At 74.5% G+C, this 24,109-nt stretch carries 21 protein-coding genes; 8 read left to right on the top strand and 13 right to left on the bottom strand.

Translation table 11 applies throughout. The features are described 5' to 3' along the window. Positions 1–14: 14 nt before the first annotated feature. Complete coding sequence (locus ACFPK1_RS23720; RefSeq protein WP_378023421.1) at positions 15–1,067, top strand: alpha/beta fold hydrolase; 1,053 nt, start codon at positions 15–17, stop codon at positions 1,065–1,067. Here the strand turns inward: ACFPK1_RS23720 and ACFPK1_RS23715 are convergent. From ACFPK1_RS23715 to ACFPK1_RS23690, 6 genes are all read right to left on the bottom strand, one after another. Continuing rightward, positions 1,064–1,909, bottom strand: coding sequence for an alpha/beta fold hydrolase (locus ACFPK1_RS23715; protein WP_378023564.1), 846 nt, complete (start codon positions 1,907–1,909; stop codon positions 1,064–1,066). The genes ACFPK1_RS23720 and ACFPK1_RS23715 overlap by 4 nt on opposite strands. Positions 1,910–2,128: 219 nt before the next feature. Then, entirely contained in the window at positions 2,129–2,911 is a 783-nt protein-coding gene (locus ACFPK1_RS23710; RefSeq protein ID WP_378023420.1) for a PadR family transcriptional regulator, read from the bottom strand. Between the two features lie 90 nt (positions 2,912–3,001). After that, a complete protein-coding gene (locus tag ACFPK1_RS23705) occupies positions 3,002–3,259 on the bottom strand; it encodes a DUF6295 family protein (RefSeq protein WP_378023419.1) in 258 nt (85 codons plus the stop codon). A gap of 3 nt (positions 3,260–3,262) precedes the next feature. Beyond that, positions 3,263–4,009: a dienelactone hydrolase family protein gene (locus ACFPK1_RS23700; protein WP_378023418.1), complete on the bottom strand. Its 747-nt coding sequence runs from the start codon at positions 4,007–4,009 to the stop codon at positions 3,263–3,265. A 162-nt stretch (positions 4,010–4,171) separates the two neighbouring features. Beyond that, positions 4,172–4,711 carry a FumA C-terminus/TtdB family hydratase beta subunit gene (locus tag ACFPK1_RS23695; protein ID WP_378023563.1) on the bottom strand — a complete coding sequence of 180 codons (540 nt, stop codon included), beginning with the start codon at positions 4,709–4,711 and terminating at the stop codon, positions 4,172–4,174. A gap of 71 nt (positions 4,712–4,782) precedes the next feature. Then, on the bottom strand, positions 4,783–5,664 hold the full coding sequence (locus ACFPK1_RS23690; RefSeq protein WP_378023417.1) for a fumarate hydratase: 882 nt from the start codon (positions 5,662–5,664) through the stop codon (positions 4,783–4,785). An 82-nt stretch (positions 5,665–5,746) separates the two neighbouring features. Between ACFPK1_RS23690 and ACFPK1_RS23685 the strand changes: the two genes are divergently transcribed. Continuing rightward, entirely contained in the window at positions 5,747–6,874 is a 1,128-nt protein-coding gene (locus tag ACFPK1_RS23685; protein WP_378023416.1) for a baeRF2 domain-containing protein, read from the top strand. 96 nt (positions 6,875–6,970) lie between these two features. Here ACFPK1_RS23685 and ACFPK1_RS23680 read toward each other — a convergent pair whose 3' ends face one another. Continuing rightward, entirely contained in the window at positions 6,971–8,131 is a 1,161-nt protein-coding gene (locus tag ACFPK1_RS23680) for an aminotransferase class V-fold PLP-dependent enzyme (RefSeq protein ID WP_378023415.1), read from the bottom strand. After that, on the bottom strand, positions 8,109–9,563 hold the full coding sequence (gene sthA / locus ACFPK1_RS23675; RefSeq protein WP_378023414.1) for a Si-specific NAD(P)(+) transhydrogenase: 1,455 nt from the start codon (positions 9,561–9,563) through the stop codon (positions 8,109–8,111). The genes ACFPK1_RS23680 and sthA overlap by 23 nt, the downstream gene beginning before the upstream one ends. A 183-nt stretch (positions 9,564–9,746) precedes the next feature. Here sthA and ACFPK1_RS23670 point away from each other — a divergent pair, with 183 nt between their 5' ends. Then, positions 9,747–10,742 carry a DUF4192 domain-containing protein gene (locus ACFPK1_RS23670; RefSeq protein WP_378023413.1) on the top strand — a complete coding sequence of 332 codons (996 nt, stop codon included), beginning with the start codon at positions 9,747–9,749 and terminating at the stop codon, positions 10,740–10,742. Between the two features lie 4 nt (positions 10,743–10,746). Here ACFPK1_RS23670 and galE read toward each other — a convergent pair whose 3' ends face one another. Continuing rightward, the gene (galE, locus tag ACFPK1_RS23665) at positions 10,747–11,775 is read right to left on the bottom strand and encodes a UDP-glucose 4-epimerase GalE (RefSeq protein WP_378023412.1); all 1,029 of its coding nucleotides are present in this window, start codon (positions 11,773–11,775) and stop codon (positions 10,747–10,749) included. Between the two features lie 57 nt (positions 11,776–11,832). After that, entirely contained in the window at positions 11,833–12,561 is a 729-nt protein-coding gene (locus ACFPK1_RS23660) for a metal-dependent transcriptional regulator (RefSeq protein WP_274279391.1), read from the bottom strand. Positions 12,562–12,646: 85 nt separating this feature from the next. On the opposite strand from ACFPK1_RS23660, the gene ACFPK1_RS23655 reads away from it, so the two are divergent. The 4 genes from ACFPK1_RS23655 (at position 12,647) to ACFPK1_RS23640 (ending at position 18,178) form a co-directional block, all read left to right on the top strand. Further along, a complete protein-coding gene (locus tag ACFPK1_RS23655) occupies positions 12,647–13,573 on the top strand; it encodes a sulfurtransferase (protein WP_378023411.1) in 927 nt (308 codons plus the stop codon). A gap of 79 nt (positions 13,574–13,652) precedes the next feature. Next, positions 13,653–14,852: an acetoin utilization protein AcuC gene (locus ACFPK1_RS23650; RefSeq protein ID WP_378023410.1), complete on the top strand. Its 1,200-nt coding sequence runs from the start codon at positions 13,653–13,655 to the stop codon at positions 14,850–14,852. A gap of 32 nt (positions 14,853–14,884) precedes the next feature. Continuing rightward, positions 14,885–17,575: a bifunctional acetate--CoA ligase family protein/GNAT family N-acetyltransferase gene (locus tag ACFPK1_RS23645; RefSeq protein WP_378023409.1), complete on the top strand. Its 2,691-nt coding sequence runs from the start codon at positions 14,885–14,887 to the stop codon at positions 17,573–17,575. 81 nt (positions 17,576–17,656) lie between these two features. Next, a complete protein-coding gene (locus ACFPK1_RS23640; protein WP_378023408.1) occupies positions 17,657–18,178 on the top strand; it encodes a hypothetical protein in 522 nt (173 codons plus the stop codon). A 249-nt stretch (positions 18,179–18,427) separates the two neighbouring features. Here ACFPK1_RS23640 and ACFPK1_RS23635 read toward each other — a convergent pair whose 3' ends face one another. The 3 genes from ACFPK1_RS23635 to ACFPK1_RS23625 form a co-directional block, all read right to left on the bottom strand. After that, positions 18,428–19,426 carry a sigma-70 family RNA polymerase sigma factor gene (locus tag ACFPK1_RS23635; RefSeq protein ID WP_378023407.1) on the bottom strand — a complete coding sequence of 333 codons (999 nt, stop codon included), beginning with the start codon at positions 19,424–19,426 and terminating at the stop codon, positions 18,428–18,430. A gap of 179 nt (positions 19,427–19,605) precedes the next feature. Further along, entirely contained in the window at positions 19,606–20,031 is a 426-nt protein-coding gene (dtd, locus tag ACFPK1_RS23630) for a D-aminoacyl-tRNA deacylase (RefSeq protein WP_378023406.1), read from the bottom strand. A 28-nt stretch (positions 20,032–20,059) separates the two neighbouring features. After that, positions 20,060–21,574, bottom strand: coding sequence for a DUF7782 domain-containing protein (locus ACFPK1_RS23625; protein WP_465252228.1), 1,515 nt, complete (start codon positions 21,572–21,574; stop codon positions 20,060–20,062). Between the two features lie 242 nt (positions 21,575–21,816). Between ACFPK1_RS23625 and acs the strand changes: the two genes are divergently transcribed. After that, positions 21,817–23,754 carry an acetate--CoA ligase gene (gene acs, locus ACFPK1_RS23620; protein WP_378023404.1) on the top strand — a complete coding sequence of 646 codons (1,938 nt, stop codon included), beginning with the start codon at positions 21,817–21,819 and terminating at the stop codon, positions 23,752–23,754. Positions 23,755–24,109: the final 355 nt, after the last annotated feature.

Raw genomic sequence — 24,109 nt, 5'->3', positions numbered from 1 at the left:
GATCTGATGACCGCGTGACCGGGACCGACGGGCGCGGGTACTACACCGCCGCGCAGCAGGGCGAGCACGACCACCTGGACCTCGGCTCCTTCGTCCTGCAGTCCGGGTACACCCTGCCCGCGGCGACGCTCGCGTACCGCACGCACGGCACGCTGAACGCCGCGAAGGACAACGCGGTGCTCTTCCCGCACATGTACTCGGGGACGCCGTCGTCGCTGGACGTGCACATCGGGCCGGGCCTGCCGCTGGACCCGGAGCGGTTCTTCGTCATCTGCCCCGGGCAGCTCGGCGGCGGGATGTCCAGCTCGCCGTCCAACACCCCGGCGCCGTTCGACCGCGGCCAGTTCCCACCGGTGTCGATCGCCGACGACGTGCTCGCCCAGCACCGGCTGGTCACCGAGCACTTCGGGATCGCGCGGCTGCACGCGGTGCTCGGCTGGTCGATGGGCGCGCAGCAGACCTACGAGTGGGCGGTGCGGTTCCCCGCGATGGTGCCGCGCGCCGCCGCGTTCGCGGGCACGGCGCGGACCCCGGTCCACCACCGCGTGTTCATCGACCTGCACCTCGAGCTGCTGCGCTCCGACCCGGCCTTCGCCGGCGGCTTCTACGCCGACTCCGCCGACGTGCGCCTCGGCCTGACCCGCCACGCGCTGGCGTTCTCGCTGCAGGGCCTCACCCCCGAGTGGTACCGCGGGGAGCACTGGCGCCGGCTCGGGTTCGCCAGCGCCGACGACTTCCGGCAGGGCTTCGTCCGCGGCTGGTTCGCACCGATGGACCCCAACAACCTGATCGCGCAGGCGTCGAAGTGGTGGCGCGCCGACCTCTCCCCGCACGGCCACGGCTCGCTGCACGCGGCGCTGGGGCGGATCCCGGCGCACTTCTTCGTCGTGCCCTTCGGCGGCGACCAGTTCTTCCCCGTCGCCGACTGCGAGGAGGACGCCGGGCACCTCCCGCACGGCGAGCTGCGGGTGATCGACACCCCGTCGGGGCACTTCGCGATGTTCGGGCTCCTCGACGAGGACACCCGGCGCATCCACGAGGTGATGGCCGAGATGCTCGCGAGCTAGTCGCGCCCCGTGCGCAGCAGCTCGCGCCAGGTCTTCGCGCTCCAGCGCGCGGGCTCGGTGTCGGCGAGGAAGGCGCGCAGCGCGGCGAGCACGGCGTCGGGGTGGGTGTGGAACGGGAAGTGCCCGGCGCCGTCGAACACCACGAGGCGGCTGCCGGGCATGGCGTCGTGGGCGGTCCGGGCGTGCTCCACCGGGACGACCACGTCGTCCGACCCCCACAACAGCAGCGTCGGCATCCCCGCGGTCAGGTAGCAGCGGTCGAGCATCGTGACCACCTGCCCGCGCCAGTCGACGACCGCGCGGAGCGTGCGCAGGAAGGCGCTGCGGCTCGTGGCGTCGGGGAGGGCGTCGACGAGCCGGACGAGGTCCTCGGCGTCGCGGCCCAGCGGGTGGTCGAGTCGCGCCAACGCCCACATCGCGGCCCCGGTCGGGCCGCGGACCCCGGGCGCGCCCAGCATCCCGAGGACGAGCTGGGCGCCGGGCAGGGACGCCGCGCGCAGCGCCGGGCTCACCGACCGCGAGACGCCGCCGGCGCCGACGAGGACGATCCGCTCGGTGCGCTCGGGGTACTGGTAGGCGAACTGCATCGCCACCCCGCCGCCCAACGAGTGCCCGACGAGGGTGGCGCGGTCGATGCCGAGGACCCCGAGCAGGTCGCGCATGCCGTTGGCGTAGGCGGCGACGGAGTAGTCGCCGCGGGGCTTGTCGGAGCCGCCGTGACCGAGGAGGTCGGGGGCCAGGACGGTGTGGTCACGGGCGAGGTCGTCGAGCAGCGGGCCCCAGGTCGACGAGTCGTCGCCGATGCCGTGGATCAGGAGCAGCACCGGGCCCGAGCCCGCCATGCGGAAGGCACGGCGATACCCGTGCACGGTGCGGTACTGCAGGGCCCACGCCTCGCCCGGCACGTCCCGCAGGACGGGGCCGGGCGAGGGGGGCCCGGACGGTGGTCGGCGCAGCAACACGGCCGCCGCGGCCTCCTCGGTCTCGCGTTCTCGGCGGGACCCGGAGCCTAGGCCGACCGTGTGACGCGACGTGTCGCGCGCGTTGCCGGCCGGTGACGGTCACCCGGCGTCGTCGGGGGTCTCGGGGCCGGCGGTCTCCTCGCCCGCGAGCAGCAGGTAGAGGCGCCGGCGGGTGTCGTCGAGCAGGCGGACCGCCTCGGCGACCTGCTCGTCCCGCCCGACCTGGGCGACCTGCGCCACGGCGCCGGCCAGCCCCGCCCCGGCCTCGCGCAGCGCGCTGAAGCCGTCCTCGGCGGCGGCCGTGTTCCAGACGGCGTCGAGCTCCTCGCGGTGCTCGTCGACGTAGGTGCGGCCGGCGTCGGTCAGGTGGATCACCGAGCGGCCCTCGGCCTTCTCGGTGCGCACCAGACCCTCGTCGGCGAGCTGCGAGACGGTCGGGTAGACCGACCCAGGGCTGGGTCGCCAGGACCCGCCGGAGCGCTCGCCGATCTCCTGGATGATCTGGTAGCCGTGCATCGGCTCCTCCGCGAGGAGGGCCAGCACCGCCGTGCGCACGTCGCCGCGCGCCCGGCGTCCGCGGTGTCCGCCGCGCGGGCCGCCGCCCGGGCCGAAGCCGCCGGGTCCGAAGCCGCCGAACCCGCCGGGTCCGCCCGGGCCGAAGCCGCCGGGCCGCCCGAACGGGCCGCCCCGACGACCACCGCGGCGGAACCCGCCGCGCGGACCGCCCGGGTGCTCGCCGAACATCGCCGCCCGGCCGAAACCGGGGTGACGGCGCGGGCCGTGGTGGCCCTGGTGACCGCCGTGACCGCGGCCGCCGTGCCGACGGCCCTCGGGGCCGTCTCCGACGTCCCGGCGCTCGCCGGGGAAGTCGTGGGAAGTCATGTCGCTCCTCCTTCATCGTTCGTTCGCGACACGTCAACGATATATCGCGACTATCGGCAGTGCAAGGCTCCGGGGGAGGAGGCCCGGTACTCAGTGGTGGGCGGCGCGCTCCACGGTCACCTGCAGGGCCGCGAGGAGCTCACGGGCGGAGTCGAGGCTCAGCTCCACGGCCACCCGCGCGCCCGGTCCGCGCTCGGGGTTGAGGAAGTCGATGTTGACGGTGTGCTCGTCGGGCGCGTGGACGGGGTGGTCGTAGTAGACGGTGGCCGTCCGCAGCGGGAACCAGCCCTCGGGCCCCTTGCCGCTGGACTTGTCCAGGCCGAGCTTCTCGGTGCTGTAGGTGCACATGGCTCAGGCTCCGAGGTGGCGCGCGAGGAAGGCGGTGATCCGCTCCCAGCCGTCGACGGCCGCGGCGGGCCGGTAGCTGGGCCGGTCGACGGCGAAGAAGGCGTGGCCGGCGTCGTCGTAGCGGTGGAACTCGTAGGTCTTGCCCTTCTCCTGGAGCAGCTTCTCCAGCTCGTCGACCTGGTCGGGGGAGGGGTAGGAGTCCTCGTTGCCGAACAGGCCGAGCAGCGGCGCCTGCAGGTCGCCGATCCGGTCGGCGAGCGGGGAGACCTGCAGCGGGAAGCCCTCCGGCGGCGTGCCGACGACGAAGGCGCCGTAGCAGTCGACGGCGGCCTGGACGTCGACCTCCATGCCCGCGAGGACCGCCTGGCGCCCGCCGGAGCAGAACCCGATCGCGCCGACCTTGCCGTTGGACGTCGGCAGCGAGCGCAGCCAGCGCGTCGCGCCCGCGGCGTCGCCGGCGAAGCGCTCGTCGGGCACGCCGCCCTGCGCGCGGGCGGTGGCGGCGGCGTCGTCGGGATCGGCGCCGGGCGCCTCGCGCGTGTAGAGGTTGGGGCAGATCGCGTGGTAGCCCATCGTCGCGAACCGCCGGGTGATCTCCTTGGTCGCGGCGTCGTAACCCGGCATGTGGTGGATGACGATCATGCCGCCGCGGGATCCGCCGTCCATGGGCCGCGCGGTGTAGGCCTCGATCTCGTCGTCCGCGTGCCCGCGGATCGCGATCGTCTCGGCCAGGATCGCGTCGTACTGCATGCTCCGACCTCCGCTGTCGACGGCGTGTGCTCCTCGATCAGAGCACTCCGCGGACGCCCCGGCACGACCGGGCGGGCGTTCCGTCCCGGTCCGGCGCGCGTGGTCCGGGGTGTGTCAGCGTGGCGGCCACGCTGGCGTCCAACGCCAGGAAAGCCCCCACGATCACCGGGGTGCGCGCCGCCAGCGGGCCGGGCCGTCGCGGTAGAGGTCGCCGCCGTGGAGGTCGTTGACGACGAGCGCGGGGAAGTCGCGGACCTCGAGGCGGTGCACGGCCTCGGCGCCCAGGTCCTCGTAGGCGATCACCTCGGACGACAGGACGCACTGCGACAGCAGCGCCGCCGTGCCCTCGATCGCGCCGAAGTAGACGCAGCCGTGCTCGCGCATCGCGTCCTTCACGGTGTCCGAGCGCCGGCCCTTCCCGATCATGCCGCGCAGGCCCCGCTCGACGAGCAGCGGCGACCAGGCGTCCATCCGTGACGCGGTCGTCGGCCCGGCCGCGCCGATGGCGTGCCCGGGGCGGGCGGGGGTGGGGCCGACGAAGTAGAGCGTCTCGCCGTCCGGATCGAACGGGAGGCGCTCGCCGCCCTCGATGGCCCGAGCGAACCGCTCGTGCGCCGCGTCCCGCCCGGTGACCAGCGGGCCGGACAGGAGCACCGAGTCGCCGCTGCGGAGCTCACGCACCGTGTCCCTCTCGAGCGGCAGCCGGATCGAGCGCGTGGGGTTACGGACACTGGGTGTCAGCGACGCGCCGCCGCTGACATGGGGGGAGTCGCTCACAAGGTCACCGTCCGCACACGGTGGGAGTGGCAGTCGAGGTTGATCGCGACGGGGAAGGCCGCGATGTGCGTCGGGTAGGCCTCGACGTGCACGGCCACCGTCGTCACCGTGCCCCCGAAGCCCGCCGGCCCGATGCCCGTCGCGTTGATCGCCTCGACCAGCTCGGCCTCCAGCTCCGCCAGTTTCGGCTCCGGAGACGGCGATCCGGTGGGCTCGCGGGTCAGCGCCTTCTTGGCGAGCACCGCGGCGCGGTCGAACGTGCCGCCCATCCCGATCCCGACGGTCACCGGCGGCGACGCGCTCGGCCCCGCCGCCTCGATCGTCTCGACGACGAAGCGCCGCATCCCCTCGACCCCCGCGGCGGGGGTGAGCATCCGCAGCGCCGACATGTTGTCGCAGCCCGCCCCCTTGACCAGCAGGGTCAGCCGGACGCCGTCGCCCTCGACGAGGTCGTAGTGGACCATCGCCGGGGTGTTGTCGCCCGTGTTCACGCGGTCGACCGGCGAGCGCACCAGCGACGCGCGCAGGTAGCCCTCGCGGTAGCCCTCGGCCACGCCGCGGTCGAGGGCCGCGGCCAGCGAGCCGCCGGTGAAGTGCACGTCCTGCCCGATCTCGAGGAAGCACACGGCGTAGCCGGTGTCCTGGCAGAACGCGATGCGCTCGCGCGCCGAGACCTCGGCGTTCGCGAGCAGCCGGTCGAGCACCTCCTGCCCGATCGGGGACCGCTCGTCCTCCCGCGCCCGGCGCAGCGCCTCGACGTGGTCGCCGCGGAGCTCGTGGTTCGCCTCGACGCACAACCGCCGGACGGTGTCGGCCATCTCGTCGACCGCTATCTCCCGCACGTCGCACGGCTTACCGCACTCGGGGCGGGGACGCATGTGCAACGGGGTGTTCGGGTAGGCGGGGGACACCGAGAGAACCGACCCCGCGACCCTCGCGGGATCAGAGGAGGAACACCGGATGGACCTGTCGCGCACCCGAGAGATCTTCGAGCGGCCGGGCCCGTTCGCGACGGTCTACCTGGAGGCCGTGCAGGCCGGGGAGAACTCGGCGAAGCAGGTCGAGCTGCGGTGGCGCGACCTGCAGAAGCAGCTCAAGGAGGCCGGCGCGGACGACAAGACGCTCGCGGCGCTCGACGACGAGCTCGGCGGCGAGCGCTCCGGCTCGATCACCGGCGTCGGCCGCGTCCTGGTGGCGTCCGCCGACGGCGTGCTCTTCGACGACGAGGTCGAGGCCGTCGACGCGGCCGGCGACATCGCCGTCTGGTCGCCGCTGCCCGAGCTCGGCCGGTACTACCGCAGCCAGTCCGGATCGGTCCGCGTGCTGCTCGCCGTGGTCGACCAGACCGGCGGCGACCTGTACCAGGTGATCGCCGACAACAGCGAGGGCGCCCGCGAGCTCGACGAGGAGACCATCAAGGGCCAGGCCATCGAGATGGTGCACAAGGCCCGTGGCGGCGGCGTCGGCAACCGGACGCGGCAGAACCGCCACGAGATGGCCTCGTACGAGAACGCCGACGAGGTGGTCAAGGGCATCCGCAGCACGGTCAAGCAGTTCCGCCCCGAGGTCATCGTCCTGGCCGGCGAGGTCCAGGGCCGCTCCTCGGTCCGCAACGAGCTGCCCGGCGACCTCGCCGAGATCACCCGCGAGATCGAGGCCGGCAGCCGCGCCGCGGGCGCGTCGGAGGACGCGCTCGAGGACGCGATGCTCACGGCGGCCGGCGTCGTCGCCACCGAGCGCGAGACCCGCGTGCGCCAGCGCTTCGAGGAGGGCAAGGGCCACGCGAACGCCGTCGAGGGCCTCGAGCCGGTCCTCGAGGCCGCCCGCACCGGCGCGGTCGACACGCTGCTGCTGGTCGACGGCCAGGAGATCCCCGGGGAGCTCTACGTCGGCTCGTCGCCCGAGCAGATCTCGACGGACCCGGCGAACCTCGAGGAGATGTCGGACACCGAGCCCGTCGCCCGCCCGGCCGAGCAGGTCCTGCTGCGGGCCGTCGGCGCCCTCGGCGGCGACGTGCAGGTCCTCGGCGGGGGCGCCGAGCTCCAGGACGGCGTCGGCGCCAACCTGCGCTTCCCGACCGGGAGCTGAGCCGCCCGGCCCCGGCCGATCCCGCACGACACGAACGCGCCGTTCGCTGCCTCTACCGCAGCGAACGGCGCGTTCGTTGCTTTCCGGGGCGGGGCTTCAGAGCAGGGCGGCGAGCTCCCGGGCCGCGGTGCGGGCGTCGTCGAGGGTCACGTACGGCGCCGCGAACCCGAAGCGCAGCAGGTCCGGCGGGCGCGCGTCGACGACGACGCCGCGCCGGGCCAGGGCCGCGCAGAGCCCGTCGGCGTCGCGCACCCGGACCGCGATGTGCCCGCCGCGGCGCTCGTGCTCCCGCGGGGTGACGACGTCGACCCGCGGTGGCAGCGCCGCGAGGAAGGCGTCCCCGAGCGCCAGCGACGCCGCGCGGACCCCGGCGATGTCGGGGCTATCGGGGTCGTCGAACACGCCCAGCGCCCCGTCGAGCGCGAGCATCGAGAGCATCGGCGGCGTCCCGACGCGCAGGCGCCCCACCCCCGGCGCCGGTGTCCACGCCTCGGTCATCGCGAACGGGTCGGCGTGCCCGGTCCAGCCGGTCAGCGGCGGGTCGAGGACCTCGTGGTGGCGCGCCGCGACGTAGGCGAACGCCGGCGCGCCCGGGCCCCCGTTGAGGTACTTGTACGTGCAGCCGACGGCGAGGTCGACGGCGAGCGCGTCGAGCTCCACGGGCATGACGCCCACCGCGTGCGAGAGGTCGACGAGCACCACCGCACCGGCCTCGTGCGCCCGACCGACGATCGCGTCGAGGTCCCAGCGCTCGCCGGTGCGGAAGTCGACGGCGGGGACGGCCACCACCGCGGTGCCGGCGTCCGGCGCCATCGCGTCGGGGGACGCGGTGACGAGCTCCAGCCCGGTGAGGCGGGCGACGGAGGCGGCGAGGTAGCGGTCGGTGGGGAAGTGGCCGCCGTCGCTGAGCAGCACGTGCCGACCCGGACGCAGCCGCGCGGCCGCGATCAGCGCGCCGAAGAGCTGCACCGACGTCGAGTCGCCGACGACGACCTGGCCCGGCGCCGCCCCGACGAGCGCGCCCACCCGGTCGCCGAGACGCTGCGGGGTCGCCCACCAGCCGCAGTCCTCCCAGCCCGCGACGCCGACCGCCGCCCACTGCTCGTCGACCGCGGACAGCAGCGCCTCCCGCGCGGCGTGCGGCTGCGCGCCCAGCGAGTTGCCGGCGAGGTAGACGGCGTCGGAGCCGTCGGGCGCGCGGGGCAGGGTGAACGAGGCGCGCGCCCACCCGGGGTCAGGCGAACTGTTCGAGGGCACGGATCTTGTTCGTGGCGTCGAGGGCGGCGACCTTGTAGGCCTCGGACAGCGTGGGGTAGTTCAGGACGGCGTCGACGAGGTAGTCGACGGTCCCGCCGCACCCCATGATCGCCTGGCCGATGTGCACCAGCTCGGTGGCCGAGGTGCCGAAGACGTGCACCCCGAGCAGCGCGTGGTCCTCGGGCGAGACCAGCAGCTTGAGCATGCCGTAGTCGTCGCCGACGATCTGGCCGCGCGCGAGCTCGCGGTAGCGCGAGATCCCCACCTCGTAGGGGATCGCCTTCTCGGTCAGCTCGGCCTCGGTCGCCCCGCAGTAGCTGACCTCGGGGATCGTGTAGATCCCGTACGGCGACACCTCGGCCATGGAGTGCGCGGGCTCGTCGAACGCGTGGTACGCGGCCTGGCGGCCCTGCTCCATCGAGGTCGCGGCGAGCGCCGGGAAGCCGATGACGTCGCCGACGGCGTAGATGTGGGGCACGGCGGTGCGGAAGTGGTCGTCGACCTTGATGCGTCCGCGGCCGTCGGTCTCGAGCCCGGCGCGCTCCACCTGGAGCTCGTCGGTGACGCCCTGGCGCCCGGCCGAGTACATCACCGTCTCGGCGGGGATCTTCTTGCCGGAGACGAGCGTGGTGACCGTGCCGCGCTCGGACACCGAGACCCCCGAGACCTCCTCGCCGAAGCGGAAGGTGACCGCGAGGTCGCGCAGGTGGAACTTCAGCGACTCGACGACCTCGGCGTCGCAGAAGTCGAGCATCTGCGGGCGCCGCTCGACGACCGTGACGCGCGTGCCGAGCGCGGCGAACATCGAGGCGTACTCGATGCCGATCACGCCCGCGCCGACGACGACCATGCTCGACGGGATGTGCTCCATGGTCAGGATGCCGTCGGAGTCGAGGACGCGGCGGTCGTCGAACTCGACCTGGGGCGGGCGTGCCGGGCGGGTGCCGGTGGCGATGACGATGCGGTCGGCGGTGACGACCTGGTGCTCGCCGCGGCGCTCGCCGATGACCTCGACGGCGTGGTCGTCGACGAACCGCGCGGCGCCGGCGAGCAGGTCGACCCGGTTGCGCTGCAGCTGCGCCCGGATCACCTCCTCCTCGCGGCCGATGACGAAGTGGGTGCGGGCGAGCAGGTCCTGGACCGTGATGTCCTGCTTGACGCGGTAGCTCTCGCCGTAGAGCCCGCGCATGGCGTAGCCGGTGAGGTAGAGGACGGCCTCGCGCAGCGTCTTCGACGGGATCGTGCCGGTCTGGGTGCAGACGCCGCCGATCATGCCGCGGCGCTCGACGACCGCGACGCGCCTGCCGAGCTTGGCCGCCGCGATCGCCGCCTTCTGGCCGCCGGGCCCGGAGCCGATGACCACGAGGTCGTAGTCGCGGCGTGGCTGCGCGACGGGATCGGTAGCGGTCGAGGGCTCAGCGGGTGGATCCACCGGGTGCACGTGCTCACCCTCGCCGTCGCCGCCCGGCCCGGCAAGCGAACACTCGCGGGCGGAGTTGTCCACAGGCGCGGAATCCGCCGGATCCGGGGGAACCGGCGCTGCGTCCGATCCCGTGTGAGCACCGAACCCCGACCCCCGCTCCTCCACCTCCGACTGCACGATCCCGGCGAGCTCGTGGCCGCCGTGCCCCACCTGCTGGGGTTCCGTCCCGACGACTCGCTCGTCCTCGTCGCCGTCCACGGCACCGGTCGCGACCGTCGTCTCGGCGTCGTCGCGCGCGCCGACCTCCCGCTGCCGGACGACGTCGACGCGGTGGTCGGGGGGTGCGCCGCGCGCGTCGCGGCGACCGGGCCGCCGGAGGTGCAGGCCATCGTGGTCGGGGGTCCGGCCGCCACCGGCGACCCGCCGCGCCAGGACGTCGCCGACGCCGCGCGCGCGGCGTTCGCCGGCCACGGCATCGGGGTCCCGACGCGGCTCTGGGTCCCGCGCATCGCCGGGGGAGCGGGCTGGCGCTGCTACCCGCCGTGCGACTGCCGGGGCACGGTCGGGCCGACCGACGACTCGCCGGTGGCGGCCGCGGCGGCGTGGCTGGGCCGGGTCACCTACGGCTCGCGGGCGGAGCTGGAGGCCTCGCTCGCCCCGGGCCCGCGGCGCCCGCGGCTCGCCGGGCTGCTGCACGCCGAGCGGGAGGCCGCGGTCCTCGACCGCGAGCTGGGCGGGCCGGCGGCCGCGCGGCGCGACCTCGCCGCCGTCGCCGCGGCGCGCGACGAGGTGGCGGCCGGGCGGGTGCTCACCGACACCGAGATCGCGCGCGTCGCCGTGGCGCTGGGCGACCCGGCGGTCCGCGACGTCGCCGTCGGCTGGGCGCTCGACCGCGGCGAGGGCGTCGCGGCGGCCGCCGAGGCGCTGTGGACGGTGCTGGTGCGGGCGCTGCCGGCGCCGGAGGTCGCCGACCCCGCGGTGCTGCTCGCCTGCGCGCAGCTGGCGCGGGGCGGCTCGGGGCTGGTCGGGATCGCGCTGGAGCGCGCCCGACGGGCCGACCCCGGGCACCGTCTCGCCGGTCTGGTCGCGACGCTCCTCGCCGCGGGCGCGGGCCCGGAGGCGATGCGGTCGGCCTTCCGCGAGGCGAGCGCCGAGTCGCTCGCGCACCTGCGGGGGCGGGCGGGGTGAGGGCTCAGGCGCGGGATCGGGCTGCCGGGGATCGGGCTGCCAGGGATCGGGCGAAGGCCCAGGCGTCCGCGACGATGCCGTCGAGGTCGGTGTGGGTGGGCTTCCAGCCCAGCTCGTCGCGGGCGCGCGCGGAGGAGGCGACGAGCACTCCCGGGTCGCCGGTGCGCCGCGGCGCCACGCGCGCCGGGATCGGGTGTCCGGTGACCCGCCGGCACGCCTCGATCACCTCGAGCACGGAGAACCCGGTGCCGTTGCCGAGGTTGCAGACGAGGTGGCCGCCCTCGGGGGTGTCGCTCCCGGCGAGCAGGTCGAGCGCGAGGAGGTGGGCCTCGGCGAGGTCGTCGACGTGGATGTAGTCGCGCACGCAGGTGCCGTCGGCGGTGGGCCAGTCGTCGCCGAACACCGCGATCTCGTCGCGCTGCCCCAGGGCGACCTGGAGCACGAGCGGGATGAGGTGGGTCTCGACGGCGTGCCGCTCGCCCAGGGCGGCGCCGTCCCCGGCGCCGGCGTGGGCCCCGGCGACGTTGAAGTAGCGCAGGCTCACCGCGCGGAAGGCGCCGCCGGACGCCGCGGCGTAGGTGCCGATGGCGTGGTCGACGGCGAGCTTCGTGGCGCCGTAGGTGTTGGTGGGCCGGGTCGGCGCGTCCTCGGTGATCGGCGACGACTCCGGCTCGCCGTAGGTCGCCGCGGTCGACGAGAACACCAGGCGCGGCACGCCGTGGTGGCGCAGGGCGTCGAGCAGCCGGATGGTGGTGACGACGTTGCCGTGCCAGTACTTCGCGGGCTCCGCGGCCGATTCGCCGACCAGCGAGCGGGCCGCGCAGTGGATCACGCCGTCGACGTCCCCGGCGCCGAGGACCTCGTCGGCGACCTCGGCGACGTCGCCCACCACGAGGCGCGCCCCGTCCGGCACGGCGTCGCGGTGCCCGGTGGACAGGTCGTCGACCACCACCACGTCCTGTCCGGCGTCGAGCAGGTGCTGCGCGCAGACACTGCCGACGTAGCCCGCCCCGCCCGTGACCACCAACGTCATGCGCGCCAGTGTGCCGGGCGGGTCCGGCCGGCCCCGGTGCGGGGCGGGGTGCGCCCGTTACTGGGCGCGGACCAGCACGGCGTGGGCGACGAGGGGGTCGACCTCCGAGCGCGCGCCCTTGTGCCCGACGCCCACGGCGTCGCCGAAGCGGGGGATGGCGATGACGTCGACGTCGCTGCCGGGCAGGACGCCGGCGGACTTGAGGTGGGCCATGAGCGGCTCGTTGAGCTGGATGTGCTCGGCGATGCGACGCACCTCGACCTTGCCGCCGCCGCTGCGCGCGAACTCGTCGAGGCGCACGAGGCCGGCCTCGTCGGGCGTGGGGGTGCGCTGGGGGGCGGTGATCTCGCCGTCGATGTCGGCGCCGCTGCGCAGCGACTCGAGCCCGGGGATCGGGTTGCCGTAGGGCGACACCGACGGCTCGCCGAGCAGCGTGAAGAGCTTGCGCTCGACCGCGTCGCTCATGACGTGCTCCCAGCGGCACGCCTCGACGTGGACGTGCTCCCACTCGAGGCCGATGACGTTGACGAGCAGCAGCTCGGCGAGGCGGTGCTTGCGCATGACGGCGACGGCCTTGGCGCGCCCGGCGGGGGTGAGCTCGAGATGGCGGTCGCCGGCCACGTGGACGAGACCGTCGCGCTCCATGCGCGCCACGGTCTGGCTCACGGTCGGCCCGCTCTGCTCCAGACGTTCCGCGATGCGGGCTCGGAGGGGGACGACCCCTTCCTCCTCGAGCTCGTAGATCGTCCGGAGGTACATCTCGGTGGTGTCGATGAGGTCGTTCATGTCCACCCCTTTCTGTACGCCCATGGTACCGACGGCGCCGGACACCGGGCGGCGGTCATCCCGTGGGGCAGGGCACGATCGTCCCATGGCCACCTCGCCGGGTCCCCTGCCCACGCCCGTCGTGTCCGTCGGCTGGCTGCGCGACGCGCTGCAGCGCCCCGAGGGGCGTCCCGTCGTGCTCGACGTCCGCTGGACGCTGCGCCCGCCGCCCCGCACGGCCAAGGAGCGCAAGGCCGCCGCGCGCGAGGACCCGCCGGGGCTCGTCGAGCACGACGCCGGCCACATCCCGGGAGCGGTGTACGTCGACCTCGACACCGAGCTCGCCGGCCCGCCCGGGCCCGCGGGCCGCCACCCGCTGCCCGACCCCGACGTGCTCGAGGAGACCGTGCAGCGCGCCGGGGCGGACGCCGACTCCGAGATCGTCCTCTACGACGGCGGCGACGGGATGGCCTCGGCGCGGGCTTGGTGGGTGCTGCGGTGGGCCGGTCTGGACCCCGCCCGGGTCGCCGTGCTCGACGGCGGCTGGCCCGCGTGGGTCGAGGCCGGCGGCGAGGTCTCGACGACCTCCGGCGGCGTGCGCCGGCCCGGCGACCTGCGGCTCACGGCCGGCTCGATGCCGGTGCTCACCGCGCAGGACGCCGCCGACGTGGCCGCGGGGGAGCAGGGCGTCCTGCTCGACGGCCGCGCCGCCGAGCGCTTCCGCGGCGAGACCGAGCCGCTCGACCCGATCGCCGGGCACGTCCCGGGCGCGGCCAACCTGCCCGCCGCGTCGCTGGTCGCCGACGGCCACTGGCGCGCCCCCGACGACGCCGCCGCGCTCCTGCGCCCGCTCGTCGAGGACGCCGGGGCGGTCGGGGCCTACTGCGGGTCCGGGGTGAGCGCCGCCATGCTCGTGCTCGGCCTCGAGCACGCCGGCCTGCGCCCGCCCGACGACCCCGCCGGGCTCTACGTCGGCAGCTGGTCGCACTGGTGCGGGACCGGGCGCCCGGTCGAGACGGGAGACGGGGAATGAGGGGAGCACGCCGAGAGGGGAGCGGTAGCTCGACCATGGAGAAGGGCGAGGGGACCGGGTAGGTCGGTAGGGTCCGGGCGTGACCAGCTCCGGTGCGCCGACCGTGGACCCGTCCCGCGTCTCCGTGGTGTGGGACGAGGGCCTCCTGGGCTACAAGCTCTCGGAGGACCACCCGCTGCACCCGGTGCGTCTCGACCTCACGATGCGGCTCGCCACCTCCCTCGGCGTGCTCGAGGGGATCGAGCCGCTGGTGCCCTCGCCCGCGCCGGACGAGGAGGTCCAGCGGATCCACGTCGCGTCCTACCTCGACGCCGTGCGCCGGGCCCCGAGCACCGGTGAGGACCCGGCCCACCAGCTCGGCACCACCGACAACCCGATCTTCGAGGGCATGCACGAGGCGAGCGCGCTGGTGTGCGGCGGCTCGATCGCCGCGGCCCGCGAGATCGCCGAGGGCCGCGCCGACCGCGCCGTGAACATCGCGGGCGGCCTGCACCACGCGATGGCCGACCACGCCTGGGGCTTCTGCGTCTACAACGACTGCGCCGTCGCGATCTCGTGGTTGCTCGACCACGGCTACGAGCGCATCTGCTACATCGACACCGACGTCCACCACGGGGACGGCGTGCAGGCCGCGTTCTACAACGACGACCGGGTGCTGACGATCTCGATGCACCAGCATCCGCGCACCCTGTGGCCGGGCACCGGCTTCGCCTCCGAGCTGGGCCGCGGCAGCGCGTCGGGCAGTGCGGTGAACCTCGCGCTCCCGCCGGGCACCCGCGACGCCGGGTGGCTGCGCGCGTTCCACGCGGTGGTCCCCGGGCTGCTGCGCTCGTTCCGGCCGCAGATCCTGGTCACCCAGTGCGGCGTGGACACCCACCACGAGGACCCGCTGGCCGAGCTCTCGCTGACCGTCGACGGGCACCGCGCGATCTACCGGAGCCTGCGGGCGCTCGCCGCCGAGCACAGCGACGGCAAGTGGCTGGCCCTCGGCGGCGGTGGCTACGGCCTCTTCCGGGCGGTGCCGCGCTCGTGGACGCACCTGCTGGCCACGGTGCTCGACCGCGACGTCGACCCGCACCGCACCATCCCGGCCGACTGGACGTCCTACGCCACGCAGAAGACCCGCCGGCCGCTGCCGACCTCGATGACCGAGGACGCCCCGACCGACTGGGAGCCCTGGGGCGGGTTCACCGAGGTCGAGGTCGACCCCTTCCTGCTCGAGACCCGGCGCGCGGTCTACCCGCTGCACGGTCTCGACCCCCAGGACACCCGCGATTGACGCCGGCAGCCCCTGACTCCGCGAGGGCGAGGATGACCGAGACGGATCCCGACGCCGTCACCGCCGAGGTCCGGGCGGTCCCCGACGCGCCCTACCCCGCCCACTGGGAGGCCGACGTCGTCGCCTCCGACGGGGCGACCGCCCACCTGCGCCCCATCTCCGCCGACGACGCCGACGCCGTGGTCGCGTTCCACGGGCAGCTCTCGGACCGGACCCGCTACTTCCGGTACTTCAGCCCCTACCCGCAGATCCCCGAGCGCGACCTCAAGAACTTCGTCGAGGTCGACCACCACGACCGGGTCGCCCTGGTCCTCTGGCTCGGCCGGGAGATCATCGCCATCGGGCGCTACGTGCGGCTCGCGGAGACGCCGGCCGCCGAGGTCGCGTTCGTCGTGCGCGACGACCACCAGGGCCGGGGGCTCGGCTCGATCCTGCTCGAGCACCTGGCGGCGGCCGCCCGCGAGTGCGGGCTGACGCGGTTCGTCGCCGAGGTGCTCACCGAGAACCACCAGATGGTGCGGGTGTTCCGCGAGGCCGGGTTCGAGGTCAGCCGGGCGCTCGAGGGCTCGACGCTGCACCTCGAGTTCGACGTCGCCTCGACGACGCGCTCCCGCGAGGTGCAGCTCTCCCGCGAGCAGCGCGCCGAGGCCCGCAGCGTGTCCAACGTGCTCACCCCGCGGTCGGTGGCCGTCGTCGGCGCCTCGCCGGACCGCACCAAGATCGGCCACGTGGTGTTCGCGAACCTGCTGCGCGGCGGGTTCACCGGCCCCGTCTACCCGGTGCACCCCGAGGCGCGCTCGGTGCGCGGCGTGCGCGCGTACCCGTCGGTCACCGACATCCCCGACGACGTCGACCTCGCCGTGCTCGCGGTGCCGCCCGACGAGGTGCCCGGGGTGTTCGACGCCTGCCTGTCGAAGGGCGTGCGCGCCCTGGTCGTCATCACCTCGGGCTTCGGCGAGACGGGCCCCACCGGGCTCGCCGCCCAGCGCGAGCTGGTCACCGACGCCCGGGCGAACGGGATGCGCGTGGTGGGGCCGAGCGCGCTGGGCGTCATCAACCTGGACGCGAAGGTGTCGCTCAACGCCTCGCTGGCGCCGCACCTGCCGCCGCCGGGCCGGGTCGGCTTCTTCTGCCAGTCCGGCGCGCTGGGCATCCAGATCCTCGCCGCCGCCGCCGAGCGCCGCCTCGGGCTCTCGTCGTTCGTCTCGGCCGGCAACCGCGCCGACCTGTCGGGCAACGACCTCATGCAGTACTGGGACACCGACCCCGACACCGACGTCGTCCTGCTCTACCTCGAGTCCTTCGGCAACCCGCGCAAGTTCGCCCGCGTCGCGCGGCGCCTCGCCCGGCGCAAGCCCGTCATCGCGGTGAAGAGCGGCCGCCACGTCGCGGTCGCCCCGGGCCTCGCGGGCAGCGCGCAGCCCATCGACGAGGCCGCCGTCGCCGCGGTGTTCGACCAGTCCGGCGTCATCCGCGTCGACTCGGTGGACGAGCTCTTCGACGCCGCCCAGCTGCTGGCCCACCAGCCGCTGCCGCCGGGCCCGCGGATCGGGATCGTCGGCAACTCGACCGCGCTCGGCATCCTCGCCGCCGACGTCGTGCTCGCGCAGGGGCTCTTCCTGACCCGCGACCCCGTGGACCTGGGGACGGCCGCCGGGGCGGAGGAGCTGCGGGCCGCCGTCGCCGACCTGCTGGCCGACGACCAGTGCGACGCCCTCGTCGTCGTCTTCGTCCCGGCGATCACCACCGACCCGACCGACCACGCCCGCGCGCTGGCCGACGCGGTCCGGGACGCCGAGAAGCCGGTGGTGTCGACGTTCCTGGCCTCGGAGGGCGTGCCCGAGGTGCTCACGGTGGCGAACGGGCACGACGGCGGCCCCGGGCGCGGCAGCATCCCGTCGTACCCGAACCCCGAGCGCGCGGTGCTCGCGCTGTCCCGGGCGGTGCGGTACACGCAGTGGCGCTCGCGACCGGTGGGCGACTTCGTCGTGCCCGAGGGGGTCGACGTCGACGCCGCGCGGGCGCTCGTGGACGACATCGCGCCGGGGCCGCGGACGGTGCTCACCGACGAGCAGGCCGACGCGCTCCTGCGCTGCGTCGGGGTGGTCGTCGCCCCGTTCCGCCGGGTCCGCTCCGCCGACGAGGCGGTCGCGGTGGCGCGGGAGCTCGGCGGCGCGGTCGTGCTCAAGACCGCCGACCGGCGCTGGCGGCACCGCACCGACCTGCGCGGGGTGCACGTGGGGCTCACCGAGTCCTCGGCGATCTCGAGCGCCTACGACCAGCTCGTCGAGCTCTCCGGCGCCGACGAGGTGTACGTCCAGGTGCAGACGCCGCCGGGCATCCCGTGCGTCGTGGAGATCCGCGACGACCCGTCGTTCGGGTCGCTGGTCTCGTTCGGGCTCGCGGGCGTCGTCGGCGAGCTGCTCGGCGACCGGGCCTACCGGGCCACCCCGCTGTCGACGATGGACGCCGCGACGCTGGTCCGCGCCCCGCGCGCCGCCCCGCTGCTCGACGGCTACCGGGGCGCCCGGCGCGCCGACCTGCCGGCCCTCGAGGACCTCGTCCTGCGCATCGGCGTCCTCGCCGACGCGATCCCCGAGATCCGCTCGCTGGTGCTCGACCCGGTGCTCGCCGCGGACCGGGGCGCGCACTCCACGGGCGTCACGGTCGTGCTCGGCCCGCCGCCCGGACCGCGTGACGCGGGCCCGCGCCGGTTGCGCTGACACGCACGTGAGCACTTTCGTGTGCCGGGGCACGCGAAAGTGCGCACGAGCGCCGGAGGCGCACCTACGGTCGGTCGGACCATGCGCCCGCACACGTACCGCCGCCGTCTCCTGCCGACGACCCTGCCGACGACCCTGCGCCTCGGCCTGCTCGCGGCCGCGGTGCTGCTGGCCGCGGGGTGCGGGCAGCCGGACACGCCGCCGCCGGAGCCGGGTGTCCCGCCGACGATCCCGACCGACGCCCCGCCGGCGTCGAACCGGCCCGTGCCCGCCGATCCCGACCCGCTGACCGCGGCACCCCCGGCCGGCGCGACGGCCCTGCCGACCGGGCGGGTGGACGCCGGCGCGCTGCCGGCCGGCCTGCCGACGCTGGTGTGGACGCGCGGCGACTCGGTCGTCGGGGTGTACGGGCGCGCGGGCGGGTGTACCGACGCGCGACTGAGCGTGGTGGAGCAGGGCGCCGAGCGTGTCGTGCTGCGCGTGGAGCAGTTCAGCACCGGCCCGGGCCCGTGCACGCGCGAGCTGGTCTACCCGCCGCTGGAGGTGACGCTGGAGTCGCCGCTGGGGGAGCGCCCGGTGGTCCTCACGGGCGCGGTCCCCTAGACGGGTCGGAGAGAAAAGCCGGAAGACCGGGCCGGCCCCCGACCGTCCCGGTCTCCCGTCGCCGACGGGCCGCCGCAGGGTCGGCTCGTCACGTGGTCCTGGCCGGGCCGGGTGACCCCACGTGAGTGGGGTCACATCCGGCCCGTGCGGTTCAGACTGCCGTTACCGGCGAGTCACCGTCAATGCGTCGACCCGGTGGCCCGCTGCGGGACCGATCCGGTCACGCAGCGTGCCAGCGGGTGGTGGCCGTCAGCTCGCGGCGTAGGCCTTGAGCCGGCGCGCGCGGTCGCCGTCACGGAGCTTGACCATGACCTCGCGCTCGATCTGGCGCACCCGCTCGCGGGAGAGCCCGAACTGGCGCCCGATCTGGTCGAGCGTGCGCGGCTGGCCGTCGTCGAGGCCGTAGCGCAGCCGGATGACGTTCTGCTCGCGGTCGTCGAGTGTCGCGATGACGCGGCGCATGTCGTCGTGGAGCAGGCCGGAGATGACCGTCGACTCGGCGTCGGTGGCCTCGGCGTCCTCGATGAAGTCCCCGAGCGGGGCCTCCTCCTCGGAGCCGACCGGCATGTCCAGGCTGACCGGGTCGCGGCTGTGGTCGAGCAGGTCGGCGACCTTCTCCGGCGTGAGCCCCGACTCCTCCGCCAGCTCCTCGTTGGTGGCCTCGCGGCCGAGGGTCTGGTGCAGGTCGCGCTTGATGCGGGCCAGCTTGTTGACCTGCTCGACCAGGTGGACGGGCAGGCGGATGGTGCGGGCCTGGTCGGCCATGCCGCGGGTGATGGCTTGGCGGATCCACCACGTCGCGTAGGTCGAGAACTTGAAGCCCTTGGCGTAGTCGAACTTCTCCACGGCCCGGATCAGACCCAGGTTGCCCTCCTGGATCAGGTCGAGCAGCGGCATGCCGCGTCCGGTGTACCGCTTGGCCAGCGAGACCACGAGGCGCAGGTTGGCCTCGAGCAGGTGCGCACGGGCACGGCGGCCGTCGCGGGCCACCGCGCGCAGGTCGGTCGCGCGCTGCGGCTCGAGGTCCTGACCGGACTCCTCGAGCAGATGCGCTGCGTACACGCCGGCCTCGATGCGCTTCGCCAGCTCCACCTCGTCGGCGGCGGTCAGCAGCGCGGTCTTTCCGATACCGTTGAGGTAGACGCGGACGAGGTCCGCCGCAGGGCCCTGGGCGTCGAGGTCGCTCTCGGCAGGCACCGAGGGGAACACCGTCTCGGACTCGGTCTGCGGTGCGAGTGTCGCCGTCATTGCTTCCTCCCTGCGCGGCGCGAAGGTGCTGGTGGCGCCGCGTCACTAGGTCGAACGCGCCGGGATCGGCGTTCGTTCCCGCCCGGGCCGTCCGGTCAGGGGTGCCCGCTGTGTCGTGCGTGACGCATGGCGGGCGCCACTCGCGGGCAACGCGGGGCGGGGAGCGAAGATCTCGGCGTTCAGACTTCGACGAGCACCGTGAACGGGCCGTCGTTACCTGATTCAACGCGCATGTCCGCCCCGAACTTCCCGGTCGCGACGGGGGCGCCGCGCCCGCGCAGCGCATCGACGACGGCGTCCACGGCCGCGCGGGCGGCGTCCGGCGCGGCGGCGGCCGACCACGACGGCCGGCGGCCCTTGCGCGTGTCCCCGTAGAGCGTGAACTGGCTGACGACGAGCAGGCCCGCGCCGGTCTCGGCGCACGAGCGCTCGTCGCGCAGGATGCGCAGCTCGTGGAGCTTGCGGGCCATGGTGGCCGGCGCGCCGCCGCCGTCGTCGCGGTGCACGCCGAGCAGGACGAGCAGCCCGGGCCCGTCGAGCGCCCCGACCACCTCGTCGCCCACCACGACCCGGGCCCACGCGACCCGGCTCACGACGGCTCTCATGGCTTCGCCACGTGAGTGATATGGGTCGTCATGGCGACCCATACCCCTCACGTGCGACCAGCATCCCGTGGTGCACGAGGTCGCGGACGACGGGGAGCGCGGCGGCGGCGAGCTCGTCGGGGTCCCGGCCGTGCGCCACGGCGAGGAGCTCCACGAGGTCGCGCAGCGGGAGGTGCCCGCGGCACCCCGCGAGCAGCGCGACGCCGAGCTCGTCGACGTCGTGGCGCCACTGCGGCCCGTCGAGGCGCACGAGGGTCGCGGCGACCGGCTCCCACCCCTCGTCGGTGCCGACCAGCCCGCGCTCGAGGGCGACGGTGTCGGGCACGCGCAGGCGGGCGTCGAGGAGCGCCTCGCCGGGGTGCCGCGCGAGCCAGGCCGTCCGGTCGAGCCAGGCCTCGATCTCCGGGCCCAGGGGGTCGTCGTGGGACTGGCGCAGGTCCTCGCAGACGACGGTGCCCGCGACGTCGGCCGCGGTCCGGCGCAGCGTCACGAACCCGAACCCGATCGCGTGCACGCCCTGCGCGGCCAGGAAGTCCAGCCACCGTTCCGACAGCGCCGTCCCCTCCGGCGAGGCGGGGTCGACGCCGGCGTCGCGCAGCCACGTCCCGACGTGCAGGGCGGGGTCGGCGACGTCGCGCTGCACCACCCAGGCGTCGAGCCCGCCCGGCGCCGCGGACCGGGCGGCCTCGGCGAGCCAGGTGCGGGGGCGCTCGGTCCAGTCCTCGGAGGTGATCAGCCACGACGCGAGCAGCTGCGCGACGCCGCCCTCGGTGAGGTGGGCGGGCAGGGCGCCGACGAGCAGCGCGCTCGCGCCGTCCCCGCCGAGGCCCGAGTCCCGGTAGACGTGGTCGACCTGCGGCGGCCCGGGGACGAACGGCGGGTTGCTGACGATCTGGTCGAAGCGCCGCCCGGCGACCGGCTCGAGCCAGGGCCCGGCGAGCACCTCGACGTCGAGCCCGCACAGCGCGAACGTCACCCGCGCCATGTCCAGCGCCCGCGCGGAGACGTCGGTGGCGGTGCAGTGCTCCGCGTGCCCCGAGCAGTGCAGGACCTGCACCCCGCACCCCGTGCCCACGTCGAGCAGCGTCCCCACCGGGCGCCGCACCGTCGCCCGGGCCAGCGAGAGCGACGCGGCCCCGGTGCCCAGGACGTGCTCGCGGCCGGCGGTGCGGGTGGCCGGGCCGACCTCGAGGTCCGACAGCACCCACCACGGCGCCGCGTCGGGGATCGCCGCGTCCCCGTGCGGGCGCAGGTCGAGCGCCGCGCGGATCTGCCCGTCCCGGTCGGTCAGCAGCCCGGCGGCGACGGCCTCGTCCAGGTCGGCGGGGTCGAGGGCGGCCGCGACCTCGGCGCGCGGGACCGCGTCACCCAGCAGGAACAGGCGCACCAGCGTGCCCGCGACGCCGGCGTCGCGGACCGCCCGGCGCGCGGGGGTGGTCTCGCCGCGGTCCAGCGCCGCCCGGGCGGCCGGACCGAGCAGGTCGGCCACGCCGTCGACGGTGAAGCCGCCGTGAACGAAGGAGGTGCGTAAGCCACGCCACAATCGGGCATGAGGAACAGCGACACCGTCCGCATGACGACGTTCCGCGTCCGGGTGGTCGGGTCGGGGCACGCACAGATCGTCACACTGCTGGTGCAGACGGTCCTCGCCGCCCTGTCCCCGGCCCCTCCGAACGCACCGTTGTCACGGAGCGGGTTGTGCATGACGCTGCGCACACAGCCAGGGGCACACGGCGTCGACCGGCGCCGGCCGGTGCCCGCAGACCGACCGGGAGGCACACGCGGATGTCGGAACAGACGGCCACCGAGGGGAAGACCTACCCGCCGGACCCGGAGCTGTCGAAGACGGCCAACGTGCGGCCGGAGATGAAGGACCAGGACCTCCGGGAGTTCTGGGACGAGCAGGCCAAGGCGCGCCTGGACTGGTTCCAGGACTACGACGAGGTCCTCGACTGGAACCTGCCGTACGCGAAGTGGTTCGTGGGTGGGAAGCTCAACGCCTGCTACAACTGCGTCGACCGCCACGTCGAGGGCGGCAAGGGTGACAAGGTCGCCCTGCACGTGGTGCCCGACGAGGGCCCCGACTCGCCGGAGGCCCGGGACATCACGTTCTCGGACCTCCAGCGCGAGGTCGTGAAGATGGCCAACGGCCTCAAGGAGCTCGGCGTCGGCAAGGGCGTGCCCGTCGGGATCTACATGCAGATGATCCCCGAGGCGGTCGTGGCGATGCTCGCCTGCGCCCGGCTCGGCGCGCCCCACACCGTGGTGTTCGGCGGCTTCAGCGGCAAGGCCGTCGCCGAGCGCTGCAACGACCTCGAGTGCAAGGTCCTGATCACCCAGGACGAGGCGATGCGCGGCGGCAAGTCCGGCGCGCAGAAGACGAACGCCGACGAGGGCCTCGACGCCGGGCCGACCACCGTCGAGAAGGTCGTCGTCGTCAAGCGCAGCGGCGCCGACATCCCGATGGGCGACCGGGACATCTACCTCGACGACCTGACGGCGAACGTCTCGGACGACCCCGAGAGCTGCCCGTGCGAGCCGATGGACTCCGAGGACCTGCTCTTCCTCCTCTACACCTCGGGCTCGACCGGCAAGCCCAAGGGCGTCGTCCACACCACGGCCGGCTACCTGCTGGGCGTCGCGACGACCCACAACCTCGTCTTCGACGTCAAGGACGACTCGGTGTACTGGTGCGCGGCCGACATCGGCTGGATCACCGGGCACAGCTACATCACCTACGGCCCGCTGGCCAACGGCTGCACGTCGGTGCTCTACGAGGGCGTCCCCGGCTACCCGGACAAGGACGTCTGGTGGAAGATCGTCGAGAAGTACGGGGTCACGATCCTGTACACCTCGCCGACCGCCATCAAGTCGCACATGAAGTGGGGCGAGCAGCACGCCCAGGGCCACGACCTGTCGTCGATCAGGATCCTGGGCAGCGTCGGTGAGCCGATCAACCCCGACGTCTGGGAGTGGTACCGCGAGCACGTCGGCGGCGGCAAGGCACCGATCATGGACACCTGGTGGCAGACCGAGACCGGGCACATCCTGATCACGCCGCTGCCGGGCATCACCCACCTGAAGCCCGGCATGGCGCAGCAGCCGTTCCCGGGCGTGCGGCCGGAGATCCGCGACGACGAGGGCAACCAGCTCGGCGTCGAGCAGACCGGCAACCTCGTGCTCACCCAGCCCTGGCCGGGCATGATGCGCACGCTCTACAACGACGACGAGCGCTTCCGCGACACCTACTGGTCGAAGTACTCCGACGCGTACTTCGCCGGTGACGGCGCGAAGTACGACGCCGACGGCGACATCCAGCTGATGGGCCGCATCGACGACGTCGTCAACGTGTCCGGTCACCGTCTCTCGACCTTCGAGGTGGAGAGCGCGCTGGTCGAGCACGCCGACGTCGCCGAGGCCGCGGTCGCGGCGCGCAAGGACGACGACACCGGCCAGGCGATCGTCGCCTTCGTGTCGCTGCGGGGCGACAAGCAGGGCACCGAGGAGCTGGAGCAGGCCCTGCGCGAGCAGGTCGCCCAGTCGATCGGGAAGCTGGCCCGCCCGGCCACGGTCATCTTCGCGAGCGACCTCCCCAAGACGCGGTCGGGGAAGATCATGCGGCGACTCCTCAAGAACCTGGCCGAGGGCGAGGAGCTGGGCGACACGTCCACGCTCGTCGACCCGACCGTCGTCGAGGAGATGCAGAAGCAGATGAACAGCTAGGTGCCGACACGGACGACGCCCTCGCTGCTCCCGGAGCAGCGAGGGCGTCGTTCGTTCGGGGGGCGGTGGGCCAGGTGGGCCGGGCCAGGATGCAGCGAACGCGCTGTTCGCTGCTTCTACGCGCCGGAAGTCCCCGTTGATCACAGGCGGGTCGGCGGCGAGTGGAGATCACGGGCACGTCGTGCACCCGGACGGCGAGGGCCGGGTGCGGGAGGTGCTCGTGATCTCGCTAGTGCGTTGACCATGAACGTTCACCGAGTTCAGGCGGCTCGGGGACGCCCCCAGCGTTGTTGGCGTTCGCTGCGGACGCGGGCGCGTTCGCGGCGTTGGGCGGCAAGGACGTCGGGGTGGCGAG

Origin of the sequence: Actinomycetospora rhizophila, assembly GCF_042657905.1 — a bacterium.
GTDB classification, from domain to species: domain Bacteria; phylum Actinomycetota; class Actinomycetes; order Mycobacteriales; family Pseudonocardiaceae; genus Actinomycetospora; species Actinomycetospora rhizophila.
This window is presented reverse-complemented; position numbering and strand designations above follow the sequence as displayed.

Bases quoted from the DNA above. Each gene is read 5' to 3' on its own strand.
- ACFPK1_RS23715 (WP_378023564.1), bottom strand. From the start codon at position 1,909: ATGGCGGGCTCGGGCCCGGTGCTGCTCCTGATCCACGGCATCGGCGAC.
- ACFPK1_RS23710 (WP_378023420.1), bottom strand. From the start codon at position 2,911: ATGACTTCCCACGACTTCCCCGGCGAGCGCCGGGACGTCGGAGACGGC.
- ACFPK1_RS23705 (WP_378023419.1), bottom strand. From the start codon at position 3,259: ATGTGCACCTACAGCACCGAGAAGCTCGGCCTGGACAAGTCCAGCGGC.
- ACFPK1_RS23700 (WP_378023418.1), bottom strand. From the start codon at position 4,009: ATGCAGTACGACGCGATCCTGGCCGAGACGATCGCGATCCGCGGGCAC.
- ACFPK1_RS23690 (WP_378023417.1), bottom strand. From the start codon at position 5,664: ATGCGTCCCCGCCCCGAGTGCGGTAAGCCGTGCGACGTGCGGGAGATA.
- ACFPK1_RS23685 (WP_378023416.1), top strand. From the start codon at position 5,747: ATGGACCTGTCGCGCACCCGAGAGATCTTCGAGCGGCCGGGCCCGTTC.
- galE (WP_378023412.1), bottom strand. From the start codon at position 11,775: ATGACGTTGGTGGTCACGGGCGGGGCGGGCTACGTCGGCAGTGTCTGC.
- ACFPK1_RS23660 (WP_274279391.1), bottom strand. From the start codon at position 12,561: ATGAACGACCTCATCGACACCACCGAGATGTACCTCCGGACGATCTAC.
- ACFPK1_RS23655 (WP_378023411.1), top strand. From the start codon at position 12,647: ATGGCCACCTCGCCGGGTCCCCTGCCCACGCCCGTCGTGTCCGTCGGC.
- ACFPK1_RS23645 (WP_378023409.1), top strand. From the start codon at position 14,885: ATGACCGAGACGGATCCCGACGCCGTCACCGCCGAGGTCCGGGCGGTC.
- ACFPK1_RS23640 (WP_378023408.1), top strand. From the start codon at position 17,657: ATGCGCCCGCACACGTACCGCCGCCGTCTCCTGCCGACGACCCTGCCG.
- ACFPK1_RS23635 (WP_378023407.1), bottom strand. From the start codon at position 19,426: ATGACGGCGACACTCGCACCGCAGACCGAGTCCGAGACGGTGTTCCCC.
- dtd (WP_378023406.1), bottom strand. From the start codon at position 20,031: ATGAGAGCCGTCGTGAGCCGGGTCGCGTGGGCCCGGGTCGTGGTGGGC.
- acs (WP_378023404.1), top strand. From the start codon at position 21,817: ATGTCGGAACAGACGGCCACCGAGGGGAAGACCTACCCGCCGGACCCG.